The following is a 23,873-nucleotide window of genomic DNA, read 5'->3' as shown; positions in this document are numbered from 1 at the left end:
GGTCAGCGCCACGATCCGTTCACGCGTTCCAGCGTGGCAAGGCTGCCGTCTTCAACCCGGCGAGAGACCTCTTCCCATTCGCGGAGCACCCGCCGCCTCCCGTCAGGGATGGACGGCCAGTCAGCCCGGGTGACGAGCTTGCCCGCGTAGACCGGCTCCCAGCCGATGGCGTTGAAGGCACCGACGTCGTGGAGCAGGGTCTTGAGGATGTGCACGGTACGGCGGTGGTACCACTTCGACACCGTCGTAATCGTCAGCCCGGCACGAAGTGCTTCATGAAGGTAGGCAAGCGAGAACTCGACGTTCTGCCAGGTGCTGGCGGACCGGTCTTCGCAGCGGATCACGGCCTCAGGGACACCGCGGTCCATGAGTTGACGCTGGAATGTCCGGCCTTCAACGATCCCGTTGTGCCGGTTCACGCCACCGGTGACGATGATCAGAGGTGCCAGTCCCGCGTGGAAACGCTCGGCGGCGATCTCCGCGGGCGGCGCCTGGTTGGTGCCGAACAAAAAGAGGGCAGTCGCCTGATCCGCCGGTGGTGGGGCCTGGATGTCCACGAACGCGGTGATCTCGGCTACCTGCCCCGAGCTGATCTCGTCGGTCATTCACGGTCCTCAACAGCGTGCGAGAGCTGCAACTGGTGTGCTGCGGAAGTAGTGATCGCACCCAGGTAGCAAGCATGGTACTCGGCTACCTGATGGGCATCGGCGAACCGCTGAGCAAGCACCTTGTCAAGCTTGCCCGCCAGCACCATGGTCGGCCAGGCCGGGCGACTGCCGGAGAGCGCGGCGTGGCCGGCGGCTACCGATTCGTCCAGCCGGCCCAGCGCGGCCTGGGCCAGCGCGAGGATCAACAGGGAGCGAGCGTACCCGGAAGGATGCTCACCACGCTGCCGCGCCTCGGGCTGGTAGACGATCTCGATCACCCGGTTAGTGACGGTTACGGCCTCCCGATAGCGGCCGGCGAACAGCAGAGACGTCGCGGTGTACGGCGGGTCTTCCGACAGCGCGATCGACAAGGCTCCAGTGGTGGGTGCGTCGGCCGGAAGCGCCGCGACCGCTGTGCTCGCTTGTCTCCGGGCCCGCGTCATGCCGTCCACGTCCCCGGCCATCGCCGCAGCGCGCATCTCTTGAGAGGCCAGCTTCGCGTAAACGACGGTGCCGCACTGCACGAGTTCCTGGCCGCGGGCCGACAACGTCGCTGAGTGGCGAGGCTGACCCTGGTACCAGGCGATCATGGCTTTGGTCAGGGTGGACCATGCTTCCAGTTCGGGATGTCCCGCTTCGCGGCTTCGGCGTTCGGCGTCGGAACACCAGACGCGCGCGGCGGCGTGTTCGCCCATGTCGCAGGCGGCGACCGCGAGCAGGTGTGAGAGCCGGCCGGTCGCGAGGACGAGGTCTGTCCTTGCTGGTGCATGCCTGACCTGGTCCATGATGCCGCTGGTGTAGGACCTGACGGTGAGCAGTTCGTCGTACACCTCAGCGGGGGGCAGGGAGCAGATCGTCTGTGCGTAGTGATCGATGAGTTCCCCGAGCCCGTCCAGGACCCTGCCGATGTGGGCACTCCCCACCACGTTGAGGGCCTGGATGACGCGCCGATCTTGGTGAGTGCTCATGGCTGGCATCACGGCGACCGCGATTCCGCTCTGGAGGAATGTCCGGCGTAGCACCTCGCCCACCTGCTCTGCCTCGTTGCTGAGGCCAGTGTAGGGATCGGGTGCCGCCTGCTTGGAGCGCGTCTTCTTGTCGGCTCTGTCCGGCGCCTTCTCCAGCACATTGAGGTCCACGTTGAGAACCTCGGCCAGGGCAGGCAGCCATGACGTGGGCCGGACACGGCCCTGTTCCCATCTGCCGATCTCGAATCGGGTGAGCGTCCACGTGCCGGTCATCGCGCAGAGCTGTTCTGCCATCTGCTGCTGCGTCATTTTGGCGGCGTGCCGGAGGTGTTTCAGCAGGTCCGGAAGTGGGAGTGGTGGTGCTTCCACCTGGCGATCCCTTTTCGGTCGGCGTGTGGGCACGGTGTGGGCACGCTCAGTGTGCCCCTCCATCGCGTCCGTGACCAGCGAGATGCTTCAGAAGTATCGCCGGAGTGCACGCAAGCGGCCCGCATCGTCCAGGTGTAGGGCTCTTGGTCCGATGTGCTAGGCGAACGCGAGAAGCCCCCCGACACGATGAGGCCACATGTCCCTCGGCACCGGCTCAGCCCTAAGTCGTGAGTACTGCGGTGCTGATCATCGTGACGTTGCTGCGGTCACACAGCTCGGCGTCCGCCGATTCGGCCGGCAAGTTCGGCCGAAGACGTGGCCGTATCTCCTGGGGCTTCCTGGTCGTGGCATGGCAATCAGTGAAGTGCGGAACCGGCTTGCACCACCGCATGCCATGCCCTGTGCGGGTGGCCCGGTGTCGCCTTCCCCGCTGCCCGTACGCGTGGCCGGGCTCGCGTTCAGAGAGTGCGAGCCCGGCCTGCACCTTGCCTCACTTGCGCGATCGGAGTGGACGATTGTGAGTTTCGCCAGCGACGCCGAGGCGGATCGCCGCGGGATGAAGTACGTGGCGGAGAGCCAGGCGAGGTTTCCCCACTGGTTGCTCTTCTACTCCCGTCACGAGCGCGGCCTCGTGGCCTTCTATCGCGGCGAATGCCCCCGCCCAGGGCTGATCGTCACGGCCCCCGATCAGGAGATGCTTGTGCGCCGGATGGCCGAAGAAGTTCAGGGCCTGTGGCAGCATGCCAGCCCTCACTGGGAGCGAGGGTGACGGGAACGAGAAACGGCGTCCGCTCCACATGCCCTGGTCAGGCGCACCGTTCACGGCTCTGCCTGGGCAGCCGAGCCCGGCTATCCCTGCTCCACAAACAGCGCCATCCGTACGGGATCAAGCTGTATGCCCTCAGCCTCATCCCGATAGCGACCTGTCCAGCCACCCGACCAATACGGTGATCACATGACTACGATCCGCAACCACGACGCCGACGAACCCGCCCGCCTTCGCACCGCCATGGTGGATGAGCTCCGCGGCGACCCGATCACCTCAGAGGCCGTGGCCGACGCCATGACCGCAGTGCCCCGGCACCTGTTCGCGCCGGAGGTATCTCTGCAGGAGGCGTACGAATCGAACACCGCCGTACCGGTCAAGCGAGACGGCGACGGCCTGACCCTCAGCTCGCTGTCGGCGCCGCATCTCCAGGCCACCATGCTGGAGCAGGCGGCCATCAGATCCGGCATGAATGTCCTCGAGATCGGCTCCATGGGCTACAACGCCGCCCTCCTGCAAGAACTCGTCGGCCCGGCCGGGCACGTCACCTCCGTCGACATCGACCCCGACATCGTCGAACGGGCTCGCACGGGCCTCACTCAAGCCGGATATGAACGCGTCGACGTGATACTCGCCGACGCCGAACACGGTGTTCCTGCAAGCGCCCCGTACGACCGGATCATCGTCACCTTCGACAGCCCGGACATCCCACCCGCATGGCTGAAGCAGCTCACCGGCGACGGCCGGCTCGTGGTGCCCCTGCGGATGAAGGGCATCACCCGATCCATCGCGTTCGACCGCGACGGCGCCGGCCTGATCAGCCGCAGCTACCGCCTGTGCCGCTTTGTCCCCGTACAGGGGCAAGGAGCACACGACCGCCGCCGCCTCACCCTCGACACCGGCGTCTACCTGACCGTAGAGGACTCCGACGAGGCCGGCTTCGACGTGACCGCGCTTCGGCAAGCCCTGCACGAACCCACCTCGAATGCCTGGCCCGGCGCCGTCTTCGATATGCCCGACGAACTGGAGCTTTTCCTACTGACCAACTCGCCCCGGATGGCCTTGCTGCACGCCAGCCAGGAGCGCATCGACGGCGGACTGCTGACCGCCGCCACGCGCCTCGGAGTACCCGCCCTCATCGCCCACGACGGCAGCTTCGCCTACCGCATTAAACGCGCCAGCCAGGACAGCGACACCGGTTTCGAGTGCGGCGTCATCGCGCACGGACCCTCCGCAGCGGACGTCGCAGAGCAGTACGGGCAGCTACTGCTCCGCTGGGCGGAAAACTTCCGCCGCCGCGACGCCGCCTCCATCCGCTATCTACCCGCTCAGGCCGACACCCCACCGGAGCCTGAGCTGGGCGGGGTGGTGCGCAAGCGGCACGGAAGCATCGCCGTCTCCTGGCCCCCGAACTCCGGGACCGCTGGCGGTACCCCCGCCTGAAGGCTTCCGGAAGCCCCACCCGCCACAAGTAAGGAGACAACCATGTCCGCACGACTGGCCGAGACGCTCTCCACCCCGGCTGTTCCCCCACCGGCGCCCGCTCTCGACATCGAGCCGGACTTCGAACTGGACATCACGTTCGTCGAGTCCGGACCGGAGGCCGACAGACTGATCCGAATGACCGACGACGGCTGCGGCAAGACGTGCCAGAGCGCCTGCCCCAAAACCTGCGCGTAACCGATAAGCCAACGTCCGCAGCTGAGCGGACACTCAACCCCTGAAAGCGCCTGCGGTCGGTCGACACTGATCGGCCGGCCGAGGGTGCCACCCCCATCCGGGACGGCGATGTACAAGTACGGCGACGGCGCGCTGCTACGCGCCGCAACGTGGCCACCCCAGCACCTACTTCCACCCTGGCCAGACCTGACCAGCCCATCTGCCGATCAAGAATCCTGGCGGTGCTGGCTGAGCAGCATCTGGCAGATTCCCGCATTCGCGACAGCGGTCCAGCACGCCAGTCCCGACCTGGCGCAACGCATCGACGCCATGCTGGACGGACATCACCTCGACGACGCTGCTACGCGCCGTCTCGTGGTGTCGGCGATGCGTTACCTGCTGCGCGCCCGGACCCGAGCAACCCCGTTCGGACTGTTCGCCGGCATCGCCTCAGCCCGCATCACCGCAGCTCGAAAGGCTTCGATACGGATCGGCGACGCCCACCAGGCAATATTGCGGGCACGTACCGCATGGCTGTTCGCCGTCGTCGACGAACTCGAAGACATCCCGGCGCTACGCAGGCGCCTGGCCATGGTGGCCAACGACCTGCTGTTCGAGCGAGATGGCCAGATCGTGCTGGAGCACCGCCCCCACACCCGACCGGACGGAGCCCCGGCGCACGTCAACGTTCGCGCCACCGAACCCCTGCGGGCCGCACTGCGCCTGGCTCAGCACCCGGTCCCGTATGAGAGCCTCCACGGCCGGCTCGCCGCCATGTTCCCTACCGCGACCAGGCCCGCCATCGACACACTGTTGGCGCGCCTGGTACGCGAACGGATCCTGCTCACCAGCTTGCGACCGCCTACGACGACGAGCGACCCCCTCGGCTACCTCCTCGCCGAACTCACCGCAGTGAACGCCGACGCCATGAGCGAGGCGACCGAGACCGTCAAACGGCTACGCGCCATCGCCGACGAGCTCGCGCACCAACCACATCTGGCGCGGCCGACCGACCAGCAGGAGGCGATGACACGAGCTGCCGTCTCCATGCGCGTTGTGCACAGCGACGTTCAGCCGCTTGCTTGCGACACCCGCCTGGACGCCAGCCTGACGTTGCCCGCCACCGTGGCAAAGGAAGCCGCCACCGCAGCCGACGTGCTCATCCGCCTGGCCCGGCGTCCCGCTCTCAGCAGTGGCTGGATCGACTGGCACCAGCGTTTCCTAGAGCGCTACGGCCCGCACGCCCTGGTTCCCGTCCTGGACGTCATCGACGCCGATACCGGGCTCGGCTACCCGGCCGGATACCTCGGCGCACCCTCCCCACAACCGACCGCGCCAACCAAGCGTGACACCGAACTGCTCGCCCTGGCAGGGCGAGCAGCGCTGCACCTCCAGCACGAGATCATCCTGGATGACAAGGTCATCGACCGCCTGTCCGTCATCGGACGAGGCGTGCCCGTCCAGCCGAGCACCGCGCTGGCCCTCCGCCTGGACGCCACCACCCCACAGGCGATCGCCGACGGGACCTACACGCTGACGATCCTCGGAGTGTCCCGCCACGCCGGTACGACGATCGGCCGATTCCTGCCGCTGCTGGAGGGCGATGATTTGAAGCGGACGGCGGCGCTATGCGCGAACACGCCGACAGTCGTCTTGGGCGCGCTGAGGGCCCAGATTTCGGCGCCGTCCCTTCATACCAGCAGCGGAGACGTCACCCGCGTCCCGCGCGTGTGCCGGCATCTGCTGCCGATCGCCGAGTACCACCCCGCCGACGACCAGCAGCTCGCCGTAACCGACCTCGGCATCACCGCAGACGCCCATCGCCTGTACGTCATGTCCCGCTCACGACGCCGCGTCGTGGAACCGCTGACGCTGAACGCCGTCAACCCGGCCACCCATATCCACCCGTTGACACGCTTCCTCACCGAAGCACCAACCGCGCTCAGCACACCCTGTACCGAGTTCGACTGGGGACCGGCCACCATGCTGCCGTTCCTGCCAGCGCTGCGTTACGGCCGGACAATCATCTCTCCGGCACGCTGGCGCTTGTGCGCCTCCGATGTGCCCAATCGAGACGCGTCATGGCCGGACTGGGACCGCGCTCTGGCAGTCTGGCGGGACAAGCTCGGCCTGCCGTCGAGGGTCTACCTGGGTGAAGGTGACCGCCGCATCATCCTCGACCTCGACGAGCCCGCTCACCGGGCGCTCCTACACGACCACCTGCGTACCCACGACGCCGCCGCACTGCTGCCCGCTCCCGGCCCAGATGACGCCGGATGGATCGGCGGCCACGCCCACGAGCTGGTGCTGCCGCTGAAGACGATCACTGCCCAGGTCGATCCGCCAAGCCGCTTCCACGCCATCAGCGGGCGTGACCACGGGTACCTGCACGGCCAGAACGGGCGCCTGTACCTCAAGCTGTACGGCCACCCCGACCGGCACACCAGCGTCCTTCTACGGCACATGCCCCGCCTGGTGGAACTGCTGGAACCGATCACCGGCCCCCTCGCGTGGTGGTTCCTGCGCTACCACGACCCCGACGAGCACCTGCGCATCCGCATGACCGTGCCGCCCGACACGCTCACCCCGGTCATCGACCGCATCAACACCTGGTGCACCCACCTCCGCCACAACGGCCTCACCGGCCGGGTCCAATGGGACACCTACTACCCCGAGGTCGCCCGCTTCGGCGGCCCCGACGCGATGGAGCCCGCCGAGGCATACTTCGCCGCAGATTCCACCGCCGTACTCGCCCAGCTCGCGGCCTGCACCGCGACAGGGATCGACGCGCGAGCGGTGACCGCCGCTAGCTTCCTCGACTTGGTCATGGCGCTGATCGATGACACCGCTTCAGCGACGCGCTGGCTCATCGAACACATCCGGCCCGACTCCCAAGCTCCCGACCACGCACTGTTCAATCACGCCCGCACCCTGGCCAATCCCGACCACCGCACCGTCCTGGCCACAGATCCCAGCTGGCACGACGTCCTCGCCAGCTGGAAACGACGGCACTCTGCCGCCGAGGTCTACCGGGCCGCATTGCAGACCGCCGACATCAGCGCCCGAGACCTACTCCCCGACCTGCTCCATCTGAACCATGCTCGGAACGTCTCCAACCAGCGAGCGGACGTGTCTGCACTTGGCACGAGCCGCCGCCTTGAGCTGGATCGCGGCACGAACACAAGTCAGGAGACACTCATGACCGCGCCGCACACCGCTGCGCTCGCCGCCTCTGACCGCATCGCCGAAATGCTCACCGACCCACGCTCGTCGGCAGTCGCCCACCGCGGCGGCCGCCCCTGGCCACAGTCACTCGCGGGCGGCGCAGCAGGCATCGCCCTGCTGCACATCGAACGGGCCCACACCGGCCACGGCGACCACCAGACCGCCCACAATTGGCTGACCGCAGCCGTCCAGGCACCGCTAAGCACAGCCGACAACGCCAGCCTGTACTACGGCGCCCCCTGCCTGGGGTTCGCCGTCCACGCCGCCCACACCAGCAACGGCCGCTACCTGAACACACTCGCCCGCCTGGAAACCGCGGTCTTCACCCTCACCAGCAAGCGCGTCGCCGCCGCACAAGCCCGCATCAAACGCGGCGAGCGACCCACGATGAAGGAGTTCGACCTGATCCGCGGGCTCACCGGGCTGGCCGCCTTCCACCTGACCTTCCACCCGGAACACCCCTTCACCATCTCCACGCTGACGTACCTAGTGCAGCTCACCACCCGTCGAAGAGCCGACGACCCGTTCCCGCCGTGGTGGACGAACGTCGCGCCGAACGGCGAACCAGACCCGCACACATACCCCGAGGGACACGGCAACCTCGGCCTCTCCCACGGCATCGGCTCCGCCCTGGCCGTGCTCGCCCTGGCGATCCTGCAGGGCCTCCACGTTCCCGGCGCCGAGGACGCAGTGCACCGCATCTGCGCCTGGACCGACCAGTGGCGCCAGCAAGGCGACACCGGCCCGTGGTGGCCGGGCCTCATCTCCGCCGCCCAAGCCCGCGACGGGAAGATCAACCCGCTGCTCCGGCCGCGACCGTCTTGGTGTTACGGCATCGCCGGGACAGCGCGCGCCCAACAGCTCGCCGGCATGGCACTCGGCGACCTTGACCGCCAGCGAGCGGCCGAAGAGGCCATGCTCGCCGCGCTGCGCGACCCCGCGCAGTTGGATCAGCTGGACGAGATCGGTTTGTGCCACGGCAAGGCAGGCCTCTTGCAGGCCGCCTGGCGGATGGCCGCCGACGCGCGCACCCCGTGCATCGCCAACGAGCTACCCCGTCTCGCTGCCTCCTTGGCCGAAGACCTGTCGGCTTCCGTCAACGACTTCGAGTTGCTCGATGGCGCCGCCGGGGCCGCACTCGCCCTCCACACCGCCGGCACCGGAACAGCCCCGGCCTCTCGCTGGGACGCCGTGCTCGCGCTCGCCTGAACACCGGAGCCCCAGCCATGAACCAGCAGTACCAGCAGATCAACGTCGCATTCCCCTCCTGGACCGACGCCGAGACAGTCGCCGTGGCGCATATCGCTCCTCTATTCGAGGAAGCCCGCGCCCGAGAATGGATCGACTGGTGGTGGTTCATCCGCAAGAGCCCCTGCTGGCCAATCCGCTACCTCCTCACTGACAGCGGCACCGAGGCAAGGAACCACGTGCTCGGCCGTCTGGCACAACTGGTCAGCATTGGGCGCATCCTCTCCGCCACGCCTGTCGTCTATGAGCCGGAGCTCCACGCCTTCGGCGGCACCGAAGCCATGGACAGTGCCCACCAGCTCTTCCACCACGACAGCCGTCATCTACTCGCCCACCTCGCCACGATCGGGCATCGCCCGGAGGGAAATCACCGCCGCGAACTGGCCATCCTGCTGTGCACCGCGCTCATCCGCGCGGCCGGCCAGGACTGGTACGAACAGGGCGACATCTGGGCGCGCGTGGCCGCGCACCGCGAACCGGCCCTGCCCCGCCTCGACCAGCTCGACAAGGTACGCCGGTTGATGAGCGTGGACCTTTCCACTCTCTGCCGCCCCGGCGCTGCCCTCGCCGAACACGCCGAGTGGGCCCATGCCTTTACCACCAACGGCCGACAACTCGCCGAACTGGCTCACAACGGACAGCTTGATCGTGGGCTACGCGCCGTCCTGGCCCACCACATCATCTTCACCTGGAACCGGCACGGCTTGCCCCACACCACCCAAGCCGCTCTCGCCAGCACTGCCACCACCGCCGTGTTCGGCCACGACCCACAACAACAGCCCTCCAGCGCTGAGGCCTCCACTCACCTCCCAGACAAGCACCACTCCGAACGACCCACGCCCGGCCCGTGATCGACTGGACGTAACCCATGGACTCCGCCCATCACCTTGCCCGAATCGCGCAGCGCTTCCCTCTGATTCCTCGTCCCAGGCCCACCTACCGGCCGCTGCCCGACCGCATCAACGACATCCGCGCCCTCGCCCGCACCGCCGCCGCCAACGGCAGCCCCATCCTGCTGGCTCAGGCGGTGCAGGCGATGAACAAAGCGTCGCTGATCGCCAGCGACTGCGGGCGACCCGACCTGGCGCGAGCATGGTGCCGGCGCCAGATCCAACTCTTCCTGGACGCCCGTCCGCTGAGTGCGCAAGAAGCACGCTATGCCCTGGAGCCCGCCGTAAATCTCGCCCGGCTGGCCATCCGCGCCGGCGACGCCGACGGCGCTTACCAGCAGCTCGAGAACCTCTACCGTGCCGTCACCGCCCACAGCGATGCCCTCATCGACGGCGAACCCACCTCCTTCTACGACCTCACCGCCAGCGCCGACGAGCACCGCGATGTGGCCCAGTGGCTGTGGGGCGTTCTCCTGGCCGATGGCGGCAGAGCACTGATCGGCGCAGGACGCTGGCAGCAGGCAGCTCAGCACGCTGAACGCTACCGAGGCGTGGGCCGGCGACTCCTGGACGGTCGTCAGATCGTCATCGTGGCCCGTTGCCTGGCCGGCCAGCCCGAAGCCGCGCGACAGCTCCTGGACGAAAGCACTCTCACCGACCCATGGGAGCGCCTGGTCGCGCTCCCACTCGGCGCGCTGTGCCGCCGCGCCGGCGGCCAACCGGCCGACGCAGAGATCGCGGAAATGCGGCAGCTCTACCTCGCGCTCGAACCCGCAGACGAGCTCATCGTCTTCCACACCCGCCTCGGCCTGGCCATGATCGACCTTGCGGACGGCCCAGACCAGGAAGCCGCAGCGTCGATCGCCGCCCGGCTGGTACACGACATCCTCGCCGCCGGCGACGGCTACGCCGCACGCGACCTGCTCGCCCACGATGCATGCCGCGCGGCTCTCACAGACGCCCACGAACAGACGCTCATCGCAGCCGTCGAGGCAGCCGGACTGAGCACGGGCGCCATACCCGCGCCACTCATAGGCGATCTCCACGCCACGGTAGAGCTGAGCGAGGAGCAGATTACGGCCCACTTCGGCACCCGGCTGCGCCCTGCTACTCCCTCACGAGCCGGGCATGCTCGACGTTCACAGCGGTGAGACCAGCACCGGAAGCAATGGCGGCGGCTCGAGGCACTTCCAGGCCATGAAGACCGCCACCGCTGTACCTCGTGCTGCGGCTTCAAAACAGTCCGACCTGAACTCCGACCGGTGACGCCAGACGTTTGGGTGCCAGCCCACCAACCCTGTCAAGATCGAAAAGCGTGCACCAACGCCCCGTCCGTCCGCCCTCAGCCATCAGGAGCTCGAATACCCGCGCCGTGACCTGCACATCCGGCATCGCTCGATGACGACGCCCAGGCGGCTCAATACGCAGATATCTCATCAGACCGTCCAATCGGTGCGACGGCAACTCCGGGTACAGCGCGCGGGCCAACCGCACGGTGTCCAGCAGCGGGACAGCCGCCAAGACTGGGCAGTGCCGCCGCTGGTGAGCGATGAGCCCCGCCTCGGTGGGCGCGTGGTGGGCGACCAGCCGGTACGGCGGCGTCGTGAGCCGGCGGTCAAGGTCAGCCATGACCCGCTCCGGGCCGGCCGCCGTGGCCAACATCGACGCGGTGATGCCCGTCATCCGCACGTCGGAGGAGGTGACGGGCACCTCGGCGGGTGGTGCGATCAGCGATTCAAAGCTCCACAGCGGCGACAGCCCGTCGCCAGCAACGGCGAGGGCAAGGACCGCCACCTCCACCGGAACGGCGGGCCGCCCGGCGGGCGTCAACCCCTCAAAGTCGACGACCAAGTAGGTGTGACGGGCAAAGGCGGCATCGCGGTAGATCGGCGAAGCGTCAGACATCAGCCGCCCCCGTACCGCGTGCATTCGTTGCGGCACCGGCACGGACTCCACGAAGCCACTCATTAAATGCCTTCTGATAGCGACCGCCGCTGTCGACGTCGACGGGTTCGCGGACATCGGCGTTCGGCACCGGCTCGGGTCCATCTCCCGGCCGCCACAGCGGCCCGCGCGGCTCGTACGCCAAGACGGTGTCGGTGATGCCGTCCCATTCGGCAACGGTCAGCCCGGCGGCGGCCAGGGGCGGATCATGGGTGGCATCCACCAGCGTCCACCGGCCTTCGATCAGCACCTCGACAGCGGAATGCACGTCCTCCCGTGACGGCAACAGCCGTACTTCCGCCGGTCGATCGGGCAGGTAATACAGCCACCGGACCCGCCGGGCCGGGTAACCGAGCGCCCGGAAGCCCCGGATCAGATAGGCGGCCTTGGCCAGGCAGTCGCCACGCCCGAGCGTCATCAACGTATCGGCGTCATGGGCGCCGTCCGTGGCGTACGGCACGTCCCGCACGGCGAGGAACAAGGCGATCCGCTCAGCACGCTCATCCACGCGCTGACGCTACCCCGGGCATGTCCCGCCCGCACCGTACTCCGCACCGAATCAGCAGTTCACGCCGGTTTGAAGGCAGAATCAAGGGCTACGTGACGCCGGGCCGTAGCCGAGCGCCGAGTATGAACACCTCCACCGCATCCACGCTCGCGGCGCCTCACCTTTCGCTGACCGCCCGCCCTGGGCCACCCTTTGCGGCTCTCACTGTCCCGTCCTATCACTTCGCCGTTGCCCCGCCCAGACCGAAGCTCTCATATCGTAGGAAAGCTTGCCGCCCCACTGGGTCGTGTGCTGTCCCCGGCTCGCGTGAGACATCCGAAATCGTGGAGAAGGCCCGGAAACGCGGCCTCCCTGGGACCGTCGCAGGACCCCGATCGTCAGCACCCTATCGCCCATTCGCACAAATTATCGAGCAGCGCGCTTACCTTGCGACACAAAACCGCTCATTCGCGGATATTTAGTATCAAATTATCCCAAGAACTACCGGTGCTCAATTTTGTCGGAGGCGTTGATTACCTTTGCTATATGGGCACCTCGGCATCGGCGGATCGATTCGCCATTCCCGACGATCACGTACGCTCCATGGCGCTGCAAGCCTCCCTCCTGGCTGCGGACGCCCTGACCAAGCCAGCAATGAAAAGCAACAGTCGGGCAAGTGCGCTAACCAGGGCGTACGGGCTCGTGATGGCATTGCGAGGCCCTGCACACCCGCTGAAGTTCACCGAGTTCCGGGCTCTAGTCAGAGGCCCTGTCGCCGGACTCCTTCCGCCCGGTTGCCCACCCGAAGGACTCGAGGCCATATACGCGATCAACCCGGAAACCGGCGAACGGAATGTCGAACTTGAGGCCCTTGAAGGCGAATTCGGCGAGGTTGCACGCGAATGCGGCGTTCTGCCCTACTGGCCTTGGCTGCGCCAGGAGCTGACGGAGCACAAGGCATACGCGCTGTTCCGTAAGGGCGAGAATCAGGCAGCGTACATCCTCAGGAGGAGCTTCGTCATCCGTAACGCGGCGGGAACGCAGGCGATGTTACAGACGATGCCCAAAGAGCTCAATGACCTATATGGGCGGGTGCCAGAAGATCGCGTGTACGACCGCCGCTGCTTCCTCTGCCCGTTGTGCCGATGGCCGATGCACGTGCTGCCCAATGGACCGATCGTCATGGTGTCGTGCGCCAACCGCGATCATCGAGATCGTGGCGCTCGATACCTGTTCGACGACGACGGACTCGATCGGGCTCCCCACCTCGTCAGGACCCATGACGTCCGGGATCGGCTTCTGGCTCCTGCCGCCGGTGACGCGATCGTGCATGAAGCCTGCGCCTGCCGACAATTCCATCCGTGCTGGTCAAGCGGCATGTGAGTATTCGTGGAGGACGCCTCCAAGCCGGTCTCTTCTACGGATGTTCAGGTCGGTGATTCGCTCGGGGTCCGTGATCGGGTCCGGGGCGGGACGCAGCGGCGCTGCTTGGCCCAGGGCTTGATGGGCCCGATGCTGGGTTGTAGAACCGCTCGTACTCGAGCAGGGCGTGCCGCAGGTGGCGTTCATTCCAGACGAGGCAGCGGTCGAGAAGCTCGCGGCGGCACGACTGCACCCACCGCTCCATGATCGAGTTCATCCGCGGCATCCGGATACCAGTGAGCACCGTCTTGATGCCGGCCTCGGCGAGAATCTCGTCCATGAGGGCCGGGAACTTCCCATCCCGATCGCGGATCAGAAAGTGCGCCCGGCAGCCCGCATCGTCCAGATCCATCACGAGATTCCTGATCGCCTGGATGACCCAGCTCGCGCTCGGATGAGCGGTAGTGCCCAGCACCCGGACGCGCCTGGTGGCGAGCTCGATCACCGCCAGGATGTACTGGCGCTGCCCGTTCAAAGTGATGGTCTCGATGAAATCGGCGGCCAGCAGGGCGTCGGCTTGCGAGCGCAGGAAGTCGGCCCACGTGGTGGACGCCCGATCAGGCGCCGGATCGAGACCGGCCTGTTTGAGGGTCTCCCACACGGTGGACGGCGCGACCTTGATGCCGAGCGTGGTGAGTTCACCATGCACCCGCCGATAGCCCCAGCCGGGGTTCTCTCGAACCAGACGCAGGATAAGAGCGCGGATGGAGCGGACCGTGGGCGGGCGCCCGGGCCGCTTTGGCCGGCAGGCACGGGTATGACGCCCTCGCATCAGATCGCGATGCCAGCGCAGCACGGTATCCGGCCGGACGAGAAGCCGCAGCCGGCGCAGGACCTCGCGGGGCAGCGAGGTCAGGAGCGCGGCCAGGAAGGCCCGGTCCTCGGGTGCGAATCTCACTCTGGTGTCGGCGCCGAGCTGGCGTTCAAGGACGGTGATCTGGTGCCGCAGGGCAAGAATCTCCACATCCTTGTCCCGATCGCCCATGGGCAGCAACCGCAGCGCGGCGAAAGCGTTCGTGACGGTCAGATAGGCCAGGCGAAGGAGCACAGCCGGTCATCCTGCCGTACGCGCTCTCGTCTCCCGAGAGACCGGAGCTCGCGTACTCCACACAAAGCCCTCGCAGGGCCACGACCTGGGCGGATGTATTTATCGGCAGGCGCAATGCTGCCGAACTCCGGCCAAGGAGAGCAGACCCCACCACATGCGCTCGCCGTACTCCAGCAACAGCGCGGTGAGCACGGTGGCCGCCGCGTGCGTGAGGACCATCGGCGTCGAGGAGTCGCCGATGCCGGAGTGACCGGGATCGTGGTGGCCGGGGGCCGTCAGGTAGACGCTGAGGCCATGGATGCCGACCTGCGCGGCGCCGAGCAGGGCCAGCAGTTCCCACCGGGCCATCCTGCGGCCCACCAAGGCGTAGGCGATGCCCCAGGCCACCAGGACAACGGGGACCAGGGCCAGCAGTGGCGGGGTCGTTCCGTGAGCGCGGTGGGCAGCGACTGCGATCGCGATGGTGCTGAGTGCCACCAGGGCCGAGCGCAGGCCGCGCACCGTCCGCTTCCGGCACTTCATGGCCGGAGTGTAGCAACGCCGTCTGTCTCGATACAGGGTGTCACGAATGGTCCGCCCCCAGACACGCACGATCCGCTCATCACCTCCCGCCCCTGGCCTCTCGCCGAGGATGTCGTCCTCGGTCCCGAGAGAGTCGTACCGGGCGTCGAGCATGATGGTCACGTCGCCCGCCGTCGGCTCTTCCCGGCCAGGGGGCGGCCGGTCGGTGCTGTGCACAGGCAGGGCGACGCTGGTGAGCGTGGTGCGGTGCCGCTCCAGCCGTGACATCGACCGGCTCGCTCCAGGCCGCAGGAGAGGCCGCTTCATCACGGCGGTCCTCAGACGGTAGGCAGGTTCACATGTCCTGTCAGTGCCGTGCCGCAGGTCGCCGGCAGGCCGCCGGCACCATCAGCTTGCGGAACCGATGGGTCAGACAGCCCGGACGAACCCGGCTGGCCATCCGCCGCGCAGTTGAGGCCGATGTCGTCGGCATGCCGTCTCTCGTGCGAGCCAGTTGCCGGACTATGGTTGTTGCGAGTTATATGCAAGTAGAGGCTTTGGAGGAGAGACACCATGGGTGAGTACACCCTTCCGGACATGCCCTACGACTACGCGGCGCTGGAGCCCGCCATCACCGGCGAGATCCTGGAGCTGCACCACGCCAAGCACCACGCGGCGTACGTCAAGGGCGCCAACGACACCCTGGAGCGGCTGGCCGAGGCGCGCGACAAGGGCGAGTTCGGCGGCCTCGTCGGGCTGGAGAAGACGTTCGCGTTCAACCTGTCCGGGCACGTTCTGCACACGATCTTCTGGCAGAACTTGTCTCCCGACGGCGGCGACCGCCCCGACGGCGAGCTGGGCGAAGCCATCACCGAGCACTTCGGCTCCTTCGACGCCTTCAAGAAGCAGCTCACCACCGCCACCGCGACCGTCCAGGGGTCGGGCTGGGGCGTGCTGGCCTGGGAGCCGCTGGGCCGCCGCCTGGTCGTCGAGCAGGTCTACGACCACCACGGCAACATCGGCATGAACAGCACCCCTCTCCTCGTGTTCGATGCCTGGGAGCACGCCTACTACCTGCAGTACCGAAACGTGCGTCCGGACTATGTCGAGAAGCTTTGGGGCCTGATCAACTGGAACGACGTGATCGCCCGCTACGACGCCGCCAAGGGCGCCTGACCCCGATGCCGGCGACGCCCGCCTGGCCCGAGCTTGGTCCGCAGGGCCAGGCGGGTGCCGCCAACTCTGAGATCCGTCTCGTCCCGGCGATCGAGACGCCCGGCTTACTGGCCGCCGTGGCGGATGTGGCAGGTCAGACCTTCACCCGTCCCCCATGGGCCGAGCCTCGGGAGGCAGCCCGCGCGATCGCCGAGCGACTCGCCAACGACGCATTAAAACCGGGATTCACTCTCGCAGTGGCCCTGCGCGGCGACCAGGTCCATGGTTTCGCCTATGGCGTACGCTGTTCCCGCCTCGCGCTCCTAGCCTCCCAGATGCCCTGCGGGGACATCACCCTGCGGGAGTTGGCGGTCCTACCGGCCCAGCGGGGACGCGGTCTCGGGATGCGCCTGCACGACACCTTACTGTCCGCCTCCCCCGAAGCATCGTGGTGGCTGTCCACGCATCCTCAGGCGAGCGCCGCGCTCGGACTGTACCGCCGCAGAGGGTGGCGCGTGGCAGCGCTCCTGAACGCTGATCACCAGTTCAGATTGATCATGCTCAGGGCTGCTCCCGGGGGATCTCATGGGCGGGCGGCGTGAGACCTCTCCCCACCCGCGAACGCTCTCAGGAGAAAATGTGATCACCCGGCTGCTGGCCATGTCGCCCCGGATCCGATGGCGCCTGGCCGGACTCGTCCTGCTGTTGCTGTCCATCACCGCCACCTACATCGGTCAGGGCGTGCTTGTCGCCCAGGCCCTGGCACGCGTGTTCGGCGGGCAGGGCGCGGGCTCGATCGTCTGGCTCGTCGCCGCGGTCGTCGCCCTGCAACTCCTGCGCAGCGGCGCGCTGGCCGTCCGTGACGGCGTCGCGTTGCGGACCTCGGCCGCCGTCAAGGCTGAGCTGCGTCGCCGCCTGACCGCCAAACTGCTGCGCCTCGGCCCCGCCCACGCCCAGCGCGGACGCACCGGCTCCGCCCAGACCACCCTCGTGGACAGCATCGAGACCGCCGACGCCTACGTCGGCAAGTTCCTGCCCCAGATGATCGCCGCCGTCCTCGGCGCGGTCGCGGTCACCGCCTACCTCTTCATGCTGGATCCGCTGGTCGGCGCTGTCGTCCTGGCCTGCGCCCTGCTCCTGCCGGTGCTGCCGCTGCTGTCGGACCGCGTGCTGCGTGACCGCAACGCCGCCTGGTTCCGCGGCTACAAGGGCCTGTACGCCGAGAACCTGGACGCGCTGCAGGGCATGGCGACGCTCAAGGCGTTCAACGCCAGTGGCCGCCGCGGCGCCGAGCTGGGCCACCTGGCCGGGCAGTTCTGCCGCGACTCGATCCGCCTCATGGCCGCCGTCATCGGCTACGTCGGCGGCGTCGCGTTCGTCATCGGCCTGGGCACCGCCGTCGCCCTGGGCACCGGCGCGCTGCGGCTGGCCGCCGGCGAGCTGACCGTCACCGAGCTGCTGATCATCCTGCTGCTGACCGCCGAGAGCTTCCGGCCGCTGAAGGAACTGGAGGCCGCCTACCACTCCAGCTACAACGCCGTCCCTTCGCTCAAGGCGGTCTTCGAGATCCTCGACTCCCCCGACCCCGCGCAGGGCACGGCCGACCCCAGCCTGACCGGCCCACCGTCCGTGGCCTTCGAGGACGTGCTGTTCACCTATCGCGACCGCGACCGTCCCGCCCTGGACGGCTTCCGTCTCGCCATCGAGCCGGGCGAGCGCGTCGCCCTGGTCGGCCGCTCCGGTGCGGGCAAGACCACCGTCGCCTCGCTGCTCCTGCGCTTCTTCGACCCGGAGTCCGGGCGCGTCACCGTCAACGGCGTCGATGTGCGCGACCTGCCCCTCGACCGGCTGCGCGCCCTGGTCGCGGTGGTCTCCCAGGACACCTACCTCTTCCACGGCACAGTCCGCCGCAATCTCGCGCTCGCCCAGCCCGGCGCCACCGACGACCAGCTCGAAGCCGCCGCCCGCGCCGCGCGGGCGCACGACTTCATCGCCGCGCTGCCCGACGGCTACGACACCGTGGTGGGCGAGCGCGGCCTGAAGCTGTCCGGCGGCGAACGCCAGCGCATCGCCATCGCCCGCGCCCTGCTCAAGGACGCCCCCATCCTCGTCCTCGACGAGGCCACCTCCAGCGTCGACGCCGCTAACGAGGCCGCCATCCAGCACGCCCTCGACACCCTGTCCGGCGGCCGGACCACCCTCATGATCGCCCACCGGCTGTCGACCGTACGCACCGCCGACCGCATCATCGTCATGGCCGACGGGCTCATCGCCGAAGCCGGGCCGCCCGGCGAACTGCTGGCCGGCCAGGGCGCGTACGCCCGCCTCGTCGCCGCCCAGGACGGAGCCACCCGATGACCACCCTCACCGCCACCACCCCCCGGCCCCGGCCCGGAGCCCGGTTCCGCCCGTTGCTCGCCCTGCTGGGCCCCCACCGGCCGCTGCTGTTCACCGCGATCGCCAGCGGCATCGCCCACCACCTGGTCGTCCTCGCCTCCGCCGGAGTCGGCGCGTGGGTCGTCAGCCGCGCCATCACCGGCTCCACCCCCGACGAGCTGCGCGGCGGCCTGATCGCGCTCGGCCTCCTCCTGCCCTTCCTGGCCCTCACCCCATGGCTGGAGTCCTACCTCGCCCACGTCGCGGCCTTCCGCGTGCTGGCCGACGTCCGTGGGCGCGTCTACGCCGCCTTCGAACGCCTCGCCCCCGGCTATCTCCTCCAGCGACGCTCCGGCGACCTCGGCAGCACCGCCATCTCCGACGTCGAACAACTGGAACTGTGGTTCGCCCACACCCTCAGCCCGCTCATCAGCGCCGTCACCGTCCCCGTCGCCGCGCTGACCGCCCTGGCCGTCTTCCATCCCGCCCTCGCAGCGGCCCTCGCCCCCGCCCTGATCCTGCTCGCGCTCCTGCCCGCCTGGCTGCGCAAACACGCCGCCGCCCAGGGCGCCAGGCTGCGCGCCGAACTCGGCGAGCTCAACGCCGAAGCCGTCGACACCCTCCAGGGCCTGCGCGAACTACTGACCTCCGGAGCCGGCGCCCGCCAGCTCGACCGGCTGGCCGAACACGACCAGCGGCTCCTGGACGCCAAACTCGCGCACGGCCGCCGCTCCGGCCTCGAACACGCCGTCACCAACGCCGCCACCACCCTCGGCCTCCTCGCCGTCCTGGTCACCGCCGCCCTGCTGACGTCGGCGGGCAGCCTGCAGCCCACCCTCTTCCCGGTGGCCGTCATCCTGGCCGCCACCACGTTCGCCCCGGTCATCGCCGTGACCGACGTCGCCCGCGACCTCAACCTCGTCATCGCCGCCGGCGACCGCATCATGACCATCCTCGACACCCCCGCCCCGGTCACCGACCGGGTGACGGCCGCACCTCCCGGTCCCGTCGAGCCTCGCGTCCGCTTCGACGGGGTCCGCTTCCGTTACGCCCCCGATCTGCCCGAAGCGCTCGCGGGCGTCACCCTCGACATCGCACCCGGCGAGACGGTCGCCCTGGTCGGCCACTCCGGCGCCGGCAAGTCCACCTGCGCCAGCCTGCTCATGCGCATGTGGGACGTCACGGCGGGGGCCATCGAGATCGGCGGCCACGACATCCGCGACTTCCCCCAGGAAGATCTGCGCAGTCTGATCACCCTCGTGCCCCAGGACGTCTACCTGTTCAACATCCCGCTGCGCGACAACATCCGCCTCGGCCGCCCCGATGCCCCCGACGAGGACGTGGAAGCGGCCGCCCGTGCCGCCCACGCCCACGAGTTCATCACCGGCCTGCCCGACGGCTACGACACCCTGCCCGGCGAACTCGGCGCCCGCCTGTCCGGCGGACAGCGTCAGCGCATCGCCATCGCCCGCGCCCTGCTCAAGGACTCGCCCATCCTCATCATGGACGAGGCCGTCTCCAACCTCGACGCGGAGAGCGAGCAGGAGGTCGCCGCCGCCATGACCGCGGCACGGCGTGACCGCACCACGCTCGTCATCGCCCACCGCCTGTCCACGATCCGCACAGCTGACCGCATCGTCGTCCTGGACGGAGGCCACATCGCGGAGACCGGCACGCACGCGGAACTCATCGCGCGTACGGGTGCCTACACCGAACTGCTGGCCACCCAGCTCGTACACGAGTGATCAGACGGATGCTCGCACTCAGGGGCTCGGCGGTCCAGCCCGAAATGGCACCAGCCCCACCTGTCCCGCTCACGACTGGGCCTGCGTCCGAAGCCGATCTGACCAGGGGAGGCTGAACCGAGGCGGCGTGCGTGCGCTGTCCGGGCTCCGGAAGTAGCACGGCCGTACAGCTGGGCGTCGTAGCTGTCCAGTACCCGGACACGGTTTCTTCCATCCCCGGTTGGCTCTAGGGTGTGGTACGCAGTCGGTTCTCCCTGCCAGCCAGGCAAGGAGTCGCAAGAGGGAACCTGGTGCGAATCCGGGACTGCCCCGCAGCGGTGAGTGGGAACGAACGCCGTCATCAGCACTCGGCCAGAAGGCCGGGGAAGCGACGGCCAGTAGGAACAAGCAAGACGCCCACGAGTCCGAAGACCTGCCACTGCCCGCTCGCATCCTGCGTGCGGTGACGTCGACGGCCTCGAGGGAGGGCCCGGCGAGCACGTGGGCGATGCATGCTCACGTCGCTTGCGTGTGCCTTCGTCCGAGTGCCGCGGATGTCTTCCGTGACTCGCGAAGGAGAGTTTCGTGACCGAGCGTTCGCTCGCCACCGTCTACGGCTACCCCCGTCAGGGAGCCGACCGCGAACTGAAGAAGGCCGTCGAGGGCTACTGGGCCGGCAAGGTCAGCGCCGACGAGTTGCACGAGACCGCCGCGCGGCTGCGCCGCGCCGCTTGGCGCGAGCTGGCCGACGCCGGGCTGGGTGAAGTTCCCTCCGGCGACTTCTCGCTCTACGACCATGTGCTGGACACCAGCGTCATGGTGGGCGCGATCCCCGAACGCCATCGAGCGGCCGTCGAGGCCGACGCGCTGGACGGGTACTTCGCGATGGCCCGCGGCACCCAGGACGTCGCTCCGCTGGAGATGACCAAGTGGTTCGACACCAACTACCACTACCTTGTGCCGGAGCTGGGGCCTGACACCGAGTTCACCGCCAATTGCGTCAAGCAGGTCGGCGAGCTCAACGAGGCGCTGCTCCAGGGGCACAATCCGCGGCCGGTGCTGGTCGGCCCCGTCACCTACCTGCTCCTGTCCAAGCCCGCGCCGGGCGTGGCAGCCGACTTCGACCCGCTGTCGCTGCTGGACAAGCTGCTGCCCGTCTATGCCGAGATCCTCACGTTTCTGCTGTCGGCGGGCGCCGAGTGGGTGCAGCTCGACGAGCCGGCGTTCGCGCAGGACCAGCCGAAGGCGGCCCTCGACGCCCTCGCCCGCGCCTACCGCGAGCTGGGAGCCCTGAAGCAGCGCCCGAAGATCCTCGTCGCCACCTACTTCGACCGGCTCGGCGACGCCCTCCCGATCCTGGCCGCCGCTCCCGTCAACGGGCTGGGCCTGGACTTCACCGGCCCGGCCGCCGCCAACCTCGACGACCTGGCGAGCGCCGGTGGGCTGCCCGGCAAGCGCCTGGTCGCGGGCGTGGTCGACGGGCGCAACGTCTGGATCAACGATGTGGAGAGGTCGCTGTCCACCCTCGGGACCCTGCTCGGCCTGGCCGACCGGGTCGATGTGGCCGCCTCGTGCTCCCTGCTGCACGTGCCGTACGACGCCACGCTGGAAACCGGCCTCGACCCCGAGGTGCGGCGCTGGCTGGCCTTCGCCCGCCAGAAGACCGCCGAGATCGTCGCCTTGAGCCGGGGCATCTCCAAGGGGACGAACGCCATCGCCGACCTGATCGGCGACAACCAGGCCGCGCTGCGCTCGCGGGCCGCGTCGCCGCTGACCACCAACCAGGCGGTCCGCGAACGGGCTGCCGCCGTGACCGACGCGGACGCCCGCCGTGCCGGATCCTACGGCGAGCGGGTCGACGCCCAGCGTGCCCGGCTGAAGCTGCCGCTGCTGCCCACCACCACGATCGGCTCGTTCCCGCAGACGAACGAGCTCCGCGTCGCCCGCGCCGACCTGCGGGCGGGCCGCATCGACCAGGCCACCTACGACGAGCGCATCGCCGCCGAGATCCGCCAGGTGCTCGCCTTCCAGGAGGAGGCCGGCCTGGACGTCCTGGTGCACGGGGAGCCCGAGCGCAACGACATGGTGCAGTACTTCGCCGAGCGACTCGACGGCTACGTCGCGACCCAGCACGGCTGGGTGCAGTCGTACGGCAGCCGCTACGTGCGCCCGCCGATCCTGGCCGGTGACATCGCCCGCCCGCAGCCGATGACGCTGCGCTGGACGACCTACGCCCAGTCTCAGACGAGCAAGCCGGTCAAGGGCATGCTCACCGGGCCGGTGACCATGCTGGCCTGGTCCTTCGTCCGTGACGACCAGCCGCTCGGCGAGACCGCCCGCCAGGTCGCACTCGCGTTGCGCGACGAGGTGAACGACCTGGAGGCCGCGGGGACGGCCGTCGTCCAGGTCGACGAGCCCGCTCTGCGCGAGACGCTCCCGCTGCGCGCCGCCGACCGGCCCTCCTACCTGGAGTGGGCGACCGAGGCTTTCCGGCTGGCCACCTCCGGCGTACGTGACGACACCCAGATCCACACGCACATGTGCTACGCCGAGTTCGGCGAGATCCTGGCGGCGATCGACGCGCTCGACGCGGATGTGATCAGCCTGGAGGCCGCTCGCTCGCACATGGAGGTCGCCCACGAGCTGGCCGAGGGCGGCTACCCGCGCGAGGTCGGGCCCGGCGTGTACGACATCCACTCGCCGCGAGTGCCCTCCACCGACGAGATCGAGCGCCTGCTGCGAGAGGGACTGGCGGCCATCCCGGTCGAGCGGCTGTGGGGCAATCCCGACTGCGGGTTGAAGACCCGCGGGTGGGACGAGGTCCGCAGCTCACTGAGGAATCTCACGGAGGCGGCGCGCCTGGTCCGTGAGGGCCGGGACGGCTGAGCCGGCCGCTGGGCCCGGCGTTCGGCCGGGCCCAGCACCCCTCTCGAAAGGGTGATCAGGATGACCAATCCCCCCAAAGTGCATGCGTTTCGGCTGGGTGAGATCGAGATGGTGGCCATCAGCCAGGAGGACTACGACCAGCTACTCGGGACACGCCGTCGGATGGGCGCCCAGGGCAACCGGCTCCGCGGACTGAGGACACAGCTCGACCTGGCTCAGGATCGGCTGGAAAGGATCAGTGAGCTGGTCAGGACTGGCCACACAGCGGACAACGGGTGTGACAGCGATTGTCTGAAGTGCGCCATTGTCGCCCTGCTCGTTGATCCCTCTCATACGGTCGAGGACGCATGAGAAGGATCACCGTATGCCGCGACTGCTGCTGCGGCAGCGTGCGCAAGGTTCCCGGTCTCGATCACGATGAGCAGACTCGCCAGTTGGCCGAAGTCGCCGAAATCCGGGTGAGCGCCTGCCTCGACGTGTGCGACCAAGCCAACGTCATCGTCGTGCAACCGACTCCGGAGGGCAGGGCTGCTGGTGGGCGGCCCGTGTGGCTGGCGC

The 23,873-nt window shown here is 68.5% G+C and carries 19 protein-coding genes, 1 pseudogene and 1 riboswitch; of the genes and pseudogenes, 14 read left to right on the top strand and 6 right to left on the bottom strand.

Annotated features, from left to right (window positions below):
• Positions 1–2 precede the first annotated feature (2 nt).
• Together E1267_RS11390 and E1267_RS11385 are read right to left on the bottom strand one after the other, a co-directional pair.
• Positions 3–605: a YdcF family protein gene (locus E1267_RS11390; RefSeq protein ID WP_132332399.1), complete on the bottom strand. Its 603-nt coding sequence runs from the start codon at positions 603–605 to the stop codon at positions 3–5.
• On the bottom strand, positions 602–2,047 hold the full coding sequence (locus E1267_RS11385) for a helix-turn-helix domain-containing protein (RefSeq protein ID WP_132332398.1): 1,446 nt from the start codon (positions 2,045–2,047) through the stop codon (positions 602–604). The genes E1267_RS11390 and E1267_RS11385 overlap by 4 nt, the downstream gene beginning before the upstream one ends.
• Positions 2,048–2,333: 286 nt before the next feature.
• On the opposite strand from E1267_RS11385, the gene E1267_RS11380 reads away from it, so the two are divergent.
• The 6 genes from E1267_RS11380 (at position 2,334) to E1267_RS11350 (ending at position 10,923) form a co-directional block, all read left to right on the top strand.
• Positions 2,334–2,753: a hypothetical protein gene (locus E1267_RS11380; RefSeq protein ID WP_132332397.1), complete on the top strand. Its 420-nt coding sequence runs from the start codon at positions 2,334–2,336 to the stop codon at positions 2,751–2,753.
• Positions 2,754–2,939: 186 nt separating this feature from the next.
• A complete protein-coding gene (gene fxlM, locus E1267_RS11375) occupies positions 2,940–4,193 on the top strand; it encodes a methyltransferase, FxLD system (protein ID WP_132332396.1) in 1,254 nt (417 codons plus the stop codon).
• 42 nt (positions 4,194–4,235) lie between these two features.
• A complete protein-coding gene (locus tag E1267_RS11370; protein ID WP_132332395.1) occupies positions 4,236–4,430 on the top strand; it encodes an FxLD family lanthipeptide in 195 nt (64 codons plus the stop codon).
• Between the two features lie 108 nt (positions 4,431–4,538).
• Positions 4,539–8,843, top strand: a complete 4,305-nt coding sequence (locus E1267_RS11365) for a thiopeptide-type bacteriocin biosynthesis protein (RefSeq protein ID WP_220449423.1) — start codon at positions 4,539–4,541, stop codon at positions 8,841–8,843.
• A 17-nt stretch (positions 8,844–8,860) separates the two neighbouring features.
• Positions 8,861–9,733, top strand: a complete 873-nt coding sequence (locus tag E1267_RS11355; RefSeq protein WP_132332393.1) for a thiopeptide-type bacteriocin biosynthesis protein — start codon at positions 8,861–8,863, stop codon at positions 9,731–9,733.
• Between the two features lie 17 nt (positions 9,734–9,750).
• The gene (locus tag E1267_RS11350; protein ID WP_132332392.1) at positions 9,751–10,923 is read left to right on the top strand and encodes a hypothetical protein; all 1,173 of its coding nucleotides are present in this window, start codon (positions 9,751–9,753) and stop codon (positions 10,921–10,923) included.
• 82 nt (positions 10,924–11,005) lie between these two features.
• Here E1267_RS11350 and E1267_RS11345 read toward each other — a convergent pair whose 3' ends face one another.
• Together E1267_RS11345 and E1267_RS11340 are read right to left on the bottom strand one after the other, a co-directional pair.
• On the bottom strand, positions 11,006–11,728 hold the full coding sequence (locus E1267_RS11345) for a 3'-5' exonuclease (RefSeq protein WP_220449422.1): 723 nt from the start codon (positions 11,726–11,728) through the stop codon (positions 11,006–11,008).
• Positions 11,670–12,224: a transglutaminase domain-containing protein gene (locus E1267_RS11340; protein ID WP_132332391.1), complete on the bottom strand. Its 555-nt coding sequence runs from the start codon at positions 12,222–12,224 to the stop codon at positions 11,670–11,672. Before E1267_RS11340 ends, E1267_RS11345 begins: the two co-directional genes overlap by 59 nt.
• Before the next feature lie 486 nt (positions 12,225–12,710).
• On the opposite strand from E1267_RS11340, the gene E1267_RS11335 reads away from it, so the two are divergent.
• Positions 12,711–13,586, top strand: a complete 876-nt coding sequence (locus E1267_RS11335; protein ID WP_165959557.1) for a hypothetical protein — start codon at positions 12,711–12,713, stop codon at positions 13,584–13,586.
• 34 nt (positions 13,587–13,620) lie between these two features.
• Here the strand turns inward: E1267_RS11335 and E1267_RS11330 are convergent, their stop codons facing one another.
• Positions 13,621–14,673, bottom strand: a complete 1,053-nt coding sequence (locus tag E1267_RS11330) for a hypothetical protein (RefSeq protein WP_220449421.1) — start codon at positions 14,671–14,673, stop codon at positions 13,621–13,623.
• Positions 14,674–14,772: 99 nt separating this feature from the next.
• The gene (locus E1267_RS11325) at positions 14,773–15,501 is read right to left on the bottom strand and encodes a hypothetical protein (RefSeq protein ID WP_132332389.1); all 729 of its coding nucleotides are present in this window, start codon (positions 15,499–15,501) and stop codon (positions 14,773–14,775) included.
• 246 nt (positions 15,502–15,747) lie between these two features.
• Here E1267_RS11325 and E1267_RS11320 point away from each other — a divergent pair, with 246 nt between their 5' ends.
• The 7 genes and pseudogenes from E1267_RS11320 to E1267_RS45580 form a co-directional block, all read left to right on the top strand.
• A complete protein-coding gene (locus E1267_RS11320) occupies positions 15,748–16,350 on the top strand; it encodes a superoxide dismutase (protein ID WP_132332388.1) in 603 nt (200 codons plus the stop codon).
• 5 nt (positions 16,351–16,355) lie between these two features.
• Positions 16,356–16,931, top strand: a complete 576-nt coding sequence (locus E1267_RS47860) for a GNAT family N-acetyltransferase (protein ID WP_132332387.1) — start codon at positions 16,356–16,358, stop codon at positions 16,929–16,931.
• 37 nt (positions 16,932–16,968) lie between these two features.
• Positions 16,969–18,687 (top strand): ABC transporter ATP-binding protein, encoded by a 1,719-nt coding sequence (locus E1267_RS45305; RefSeq protein WP_181957782.1) that lies wholly within the window; start codon positions 16,969–16,971, stop codon positions 18,685–18,687.
• Complete coding sequence (gene cydC / locus E1267_RS11305) at positions 18,684–20,450, top strand: thiol reductant ABC exporter subunit CydC (RefSeq protein WP_132332385.1); 1,767 nt, start codon at positions 18,684–18,686, stop codon at positions 20,448–20,450. The genes E1267_RS45305 and cydC overlap by 4 nt, the downstream gene beginning before the upstream one ends.
• A gap of 227 nt (positions 20,451–20,677) precedes the next feature.
• Positions 20,678–20,884: riboswitch (cobalamin riboswitch) on the top strand.
• A 130-nt stretch (positions 20,885–21,014) separates the two neighbouring features.
• Entirely contained in the window at positions 21,015–23,315 is a 2,301-nt protein-coding gene (gene metE / locus E1267_RS11300) for a 5-methyltetrahydropteroyltriglutamate--homocysteine S-methyltransferase (RefSeq protein ID WP_132332384.1), read from the top strand.
• A 60-nt stretch (positions 23,316–23,375) separates the two neighbouring features.
• Positions 23,376–23,666, top strand: coding sequence for a hypothetical protein (locus E1267_RS11295; RefSeq protein WP_132332383.1), 291 nt, complete (start codon positions 23,376–23,378; stop codon positions 23,664–23,666).
• Positions 23,663–23,873 (top strand): annotated as a pseudogene (locus tag E1267_RS45580) (hypothetical protein); the annotation flags it as partial. The gene E1267_RS11295 and the pseudogene E1267_RS45580, both read left to right, overlap by 4 nt.

Origin of the sequence: Nonomuraea longispora (assembly GCF_004348345.1) — a bacterium.
In the GTDB taxonomy this organism is placed as follows: domain Bacteria; phylum Actinomycetota; class Actinomycetes; order Streptosporangiales; family Streptosporangiaceae; genus Nonomuraea; species Nonomuraea longispora.
Note: the sequence above shows the minus strand (reverse complement) of the source record. Positions and strands in the feature narration are given on the sequence as shown.

Excerpts from the sequence above, each read along its gene's own strand:
- E1267_RS11390 (WP_132332399.1), bottom strand. The coding sequence starts at position 605 with ATGACCGACGAGATCAGCTCGGGGCAGGTAGCCGAGATCACCGCGTTC.
- E1267_RS11385 (WP_132332398.1), bottom strand. The coding sequence starts at position 2,047 with ATGGAGGGGCACACTGAGCGTGCCCACACCGTGCCCACACGCCGACCG.
- E1267_RS11380 (WP_132332397.1), top strand. The coding sequence starts at position 2,334 with ATGGCAATCAGTGAAGTGCGGAACCGGCTTGCACCACCGCATGCCATG.
- fxlM (WP_132332396.1), top strand. The coding sequence starts at position 2,940 with ATGACTACGATCCGCAACCACGACGCCGACGAACCCGCCCGCCTTCGC.
- E1267_RS11370 (WP_132332395.1), top strand. The coding sequence starts at position 4,236 with ATGTCCGCACGACTGGCCGAGACGCTCTCCACCCCGGCTGTTCCCCCA.
- E1267_RS11365 (WP_220449423.1), top strand. The coding sequence starts at position 4,539 with ATGTACAAGTACGGCGACGGCGCGCTGCTACGCGCCGCAACGTGGCCA.
- E1267_RS11355 (WP_132332393.1), top strand. The coding sequence starts at position 8,861 with ATGAACCAGCAGTACCAGCAGATCAACGTCGCATTCCCCTCCTGGACC.
- E1267_RS11350 (WP_132332392.1), top strand. The coding sequence starts at position 9,751 with ATGGACTCCGCCCATCACCTTGCCCGAATCGCGCAGCGCTTCCCTCTG.
- E1267_RS11325 (WP_132332389.1), bottom strand. The coding sequence starts at position 15,501 with ATGAAGCGGCCTCTCCTGCGGCCTGGAGCGAGCCGGTCGATGTCACGG.
- E1267_RS11320 (WP_132332388.1), top strand. The coding sequence starts at position 15,748 with ATGGGTGAGTACACCCTTCCGGACATGCCCTACGACTACGCGGCGCTG.
- E1267_RS47860 (WP_132332387.1), top strand. The coding sequence starts at position 16,356 with ATGCCGGCGACGCCCGCCTGGCCCGAGCTTGGTCCGCAGGGCCAGGCG.
- cydC (WP_132332385.1), top strand. The coding sequence starts at position 18,684 with ATGACCACCCTCACCGCCACCACCCCCCGGCCCCGGCCCGGAGCCCGG.
- E1267_RS11295 (WP_132332383.1), top strand. The coding sequence starts at position 23,376 with ATGACCAATCCCCCCAAAGTGCATGCGTTTCGGCTGGGTGAGATCGAG.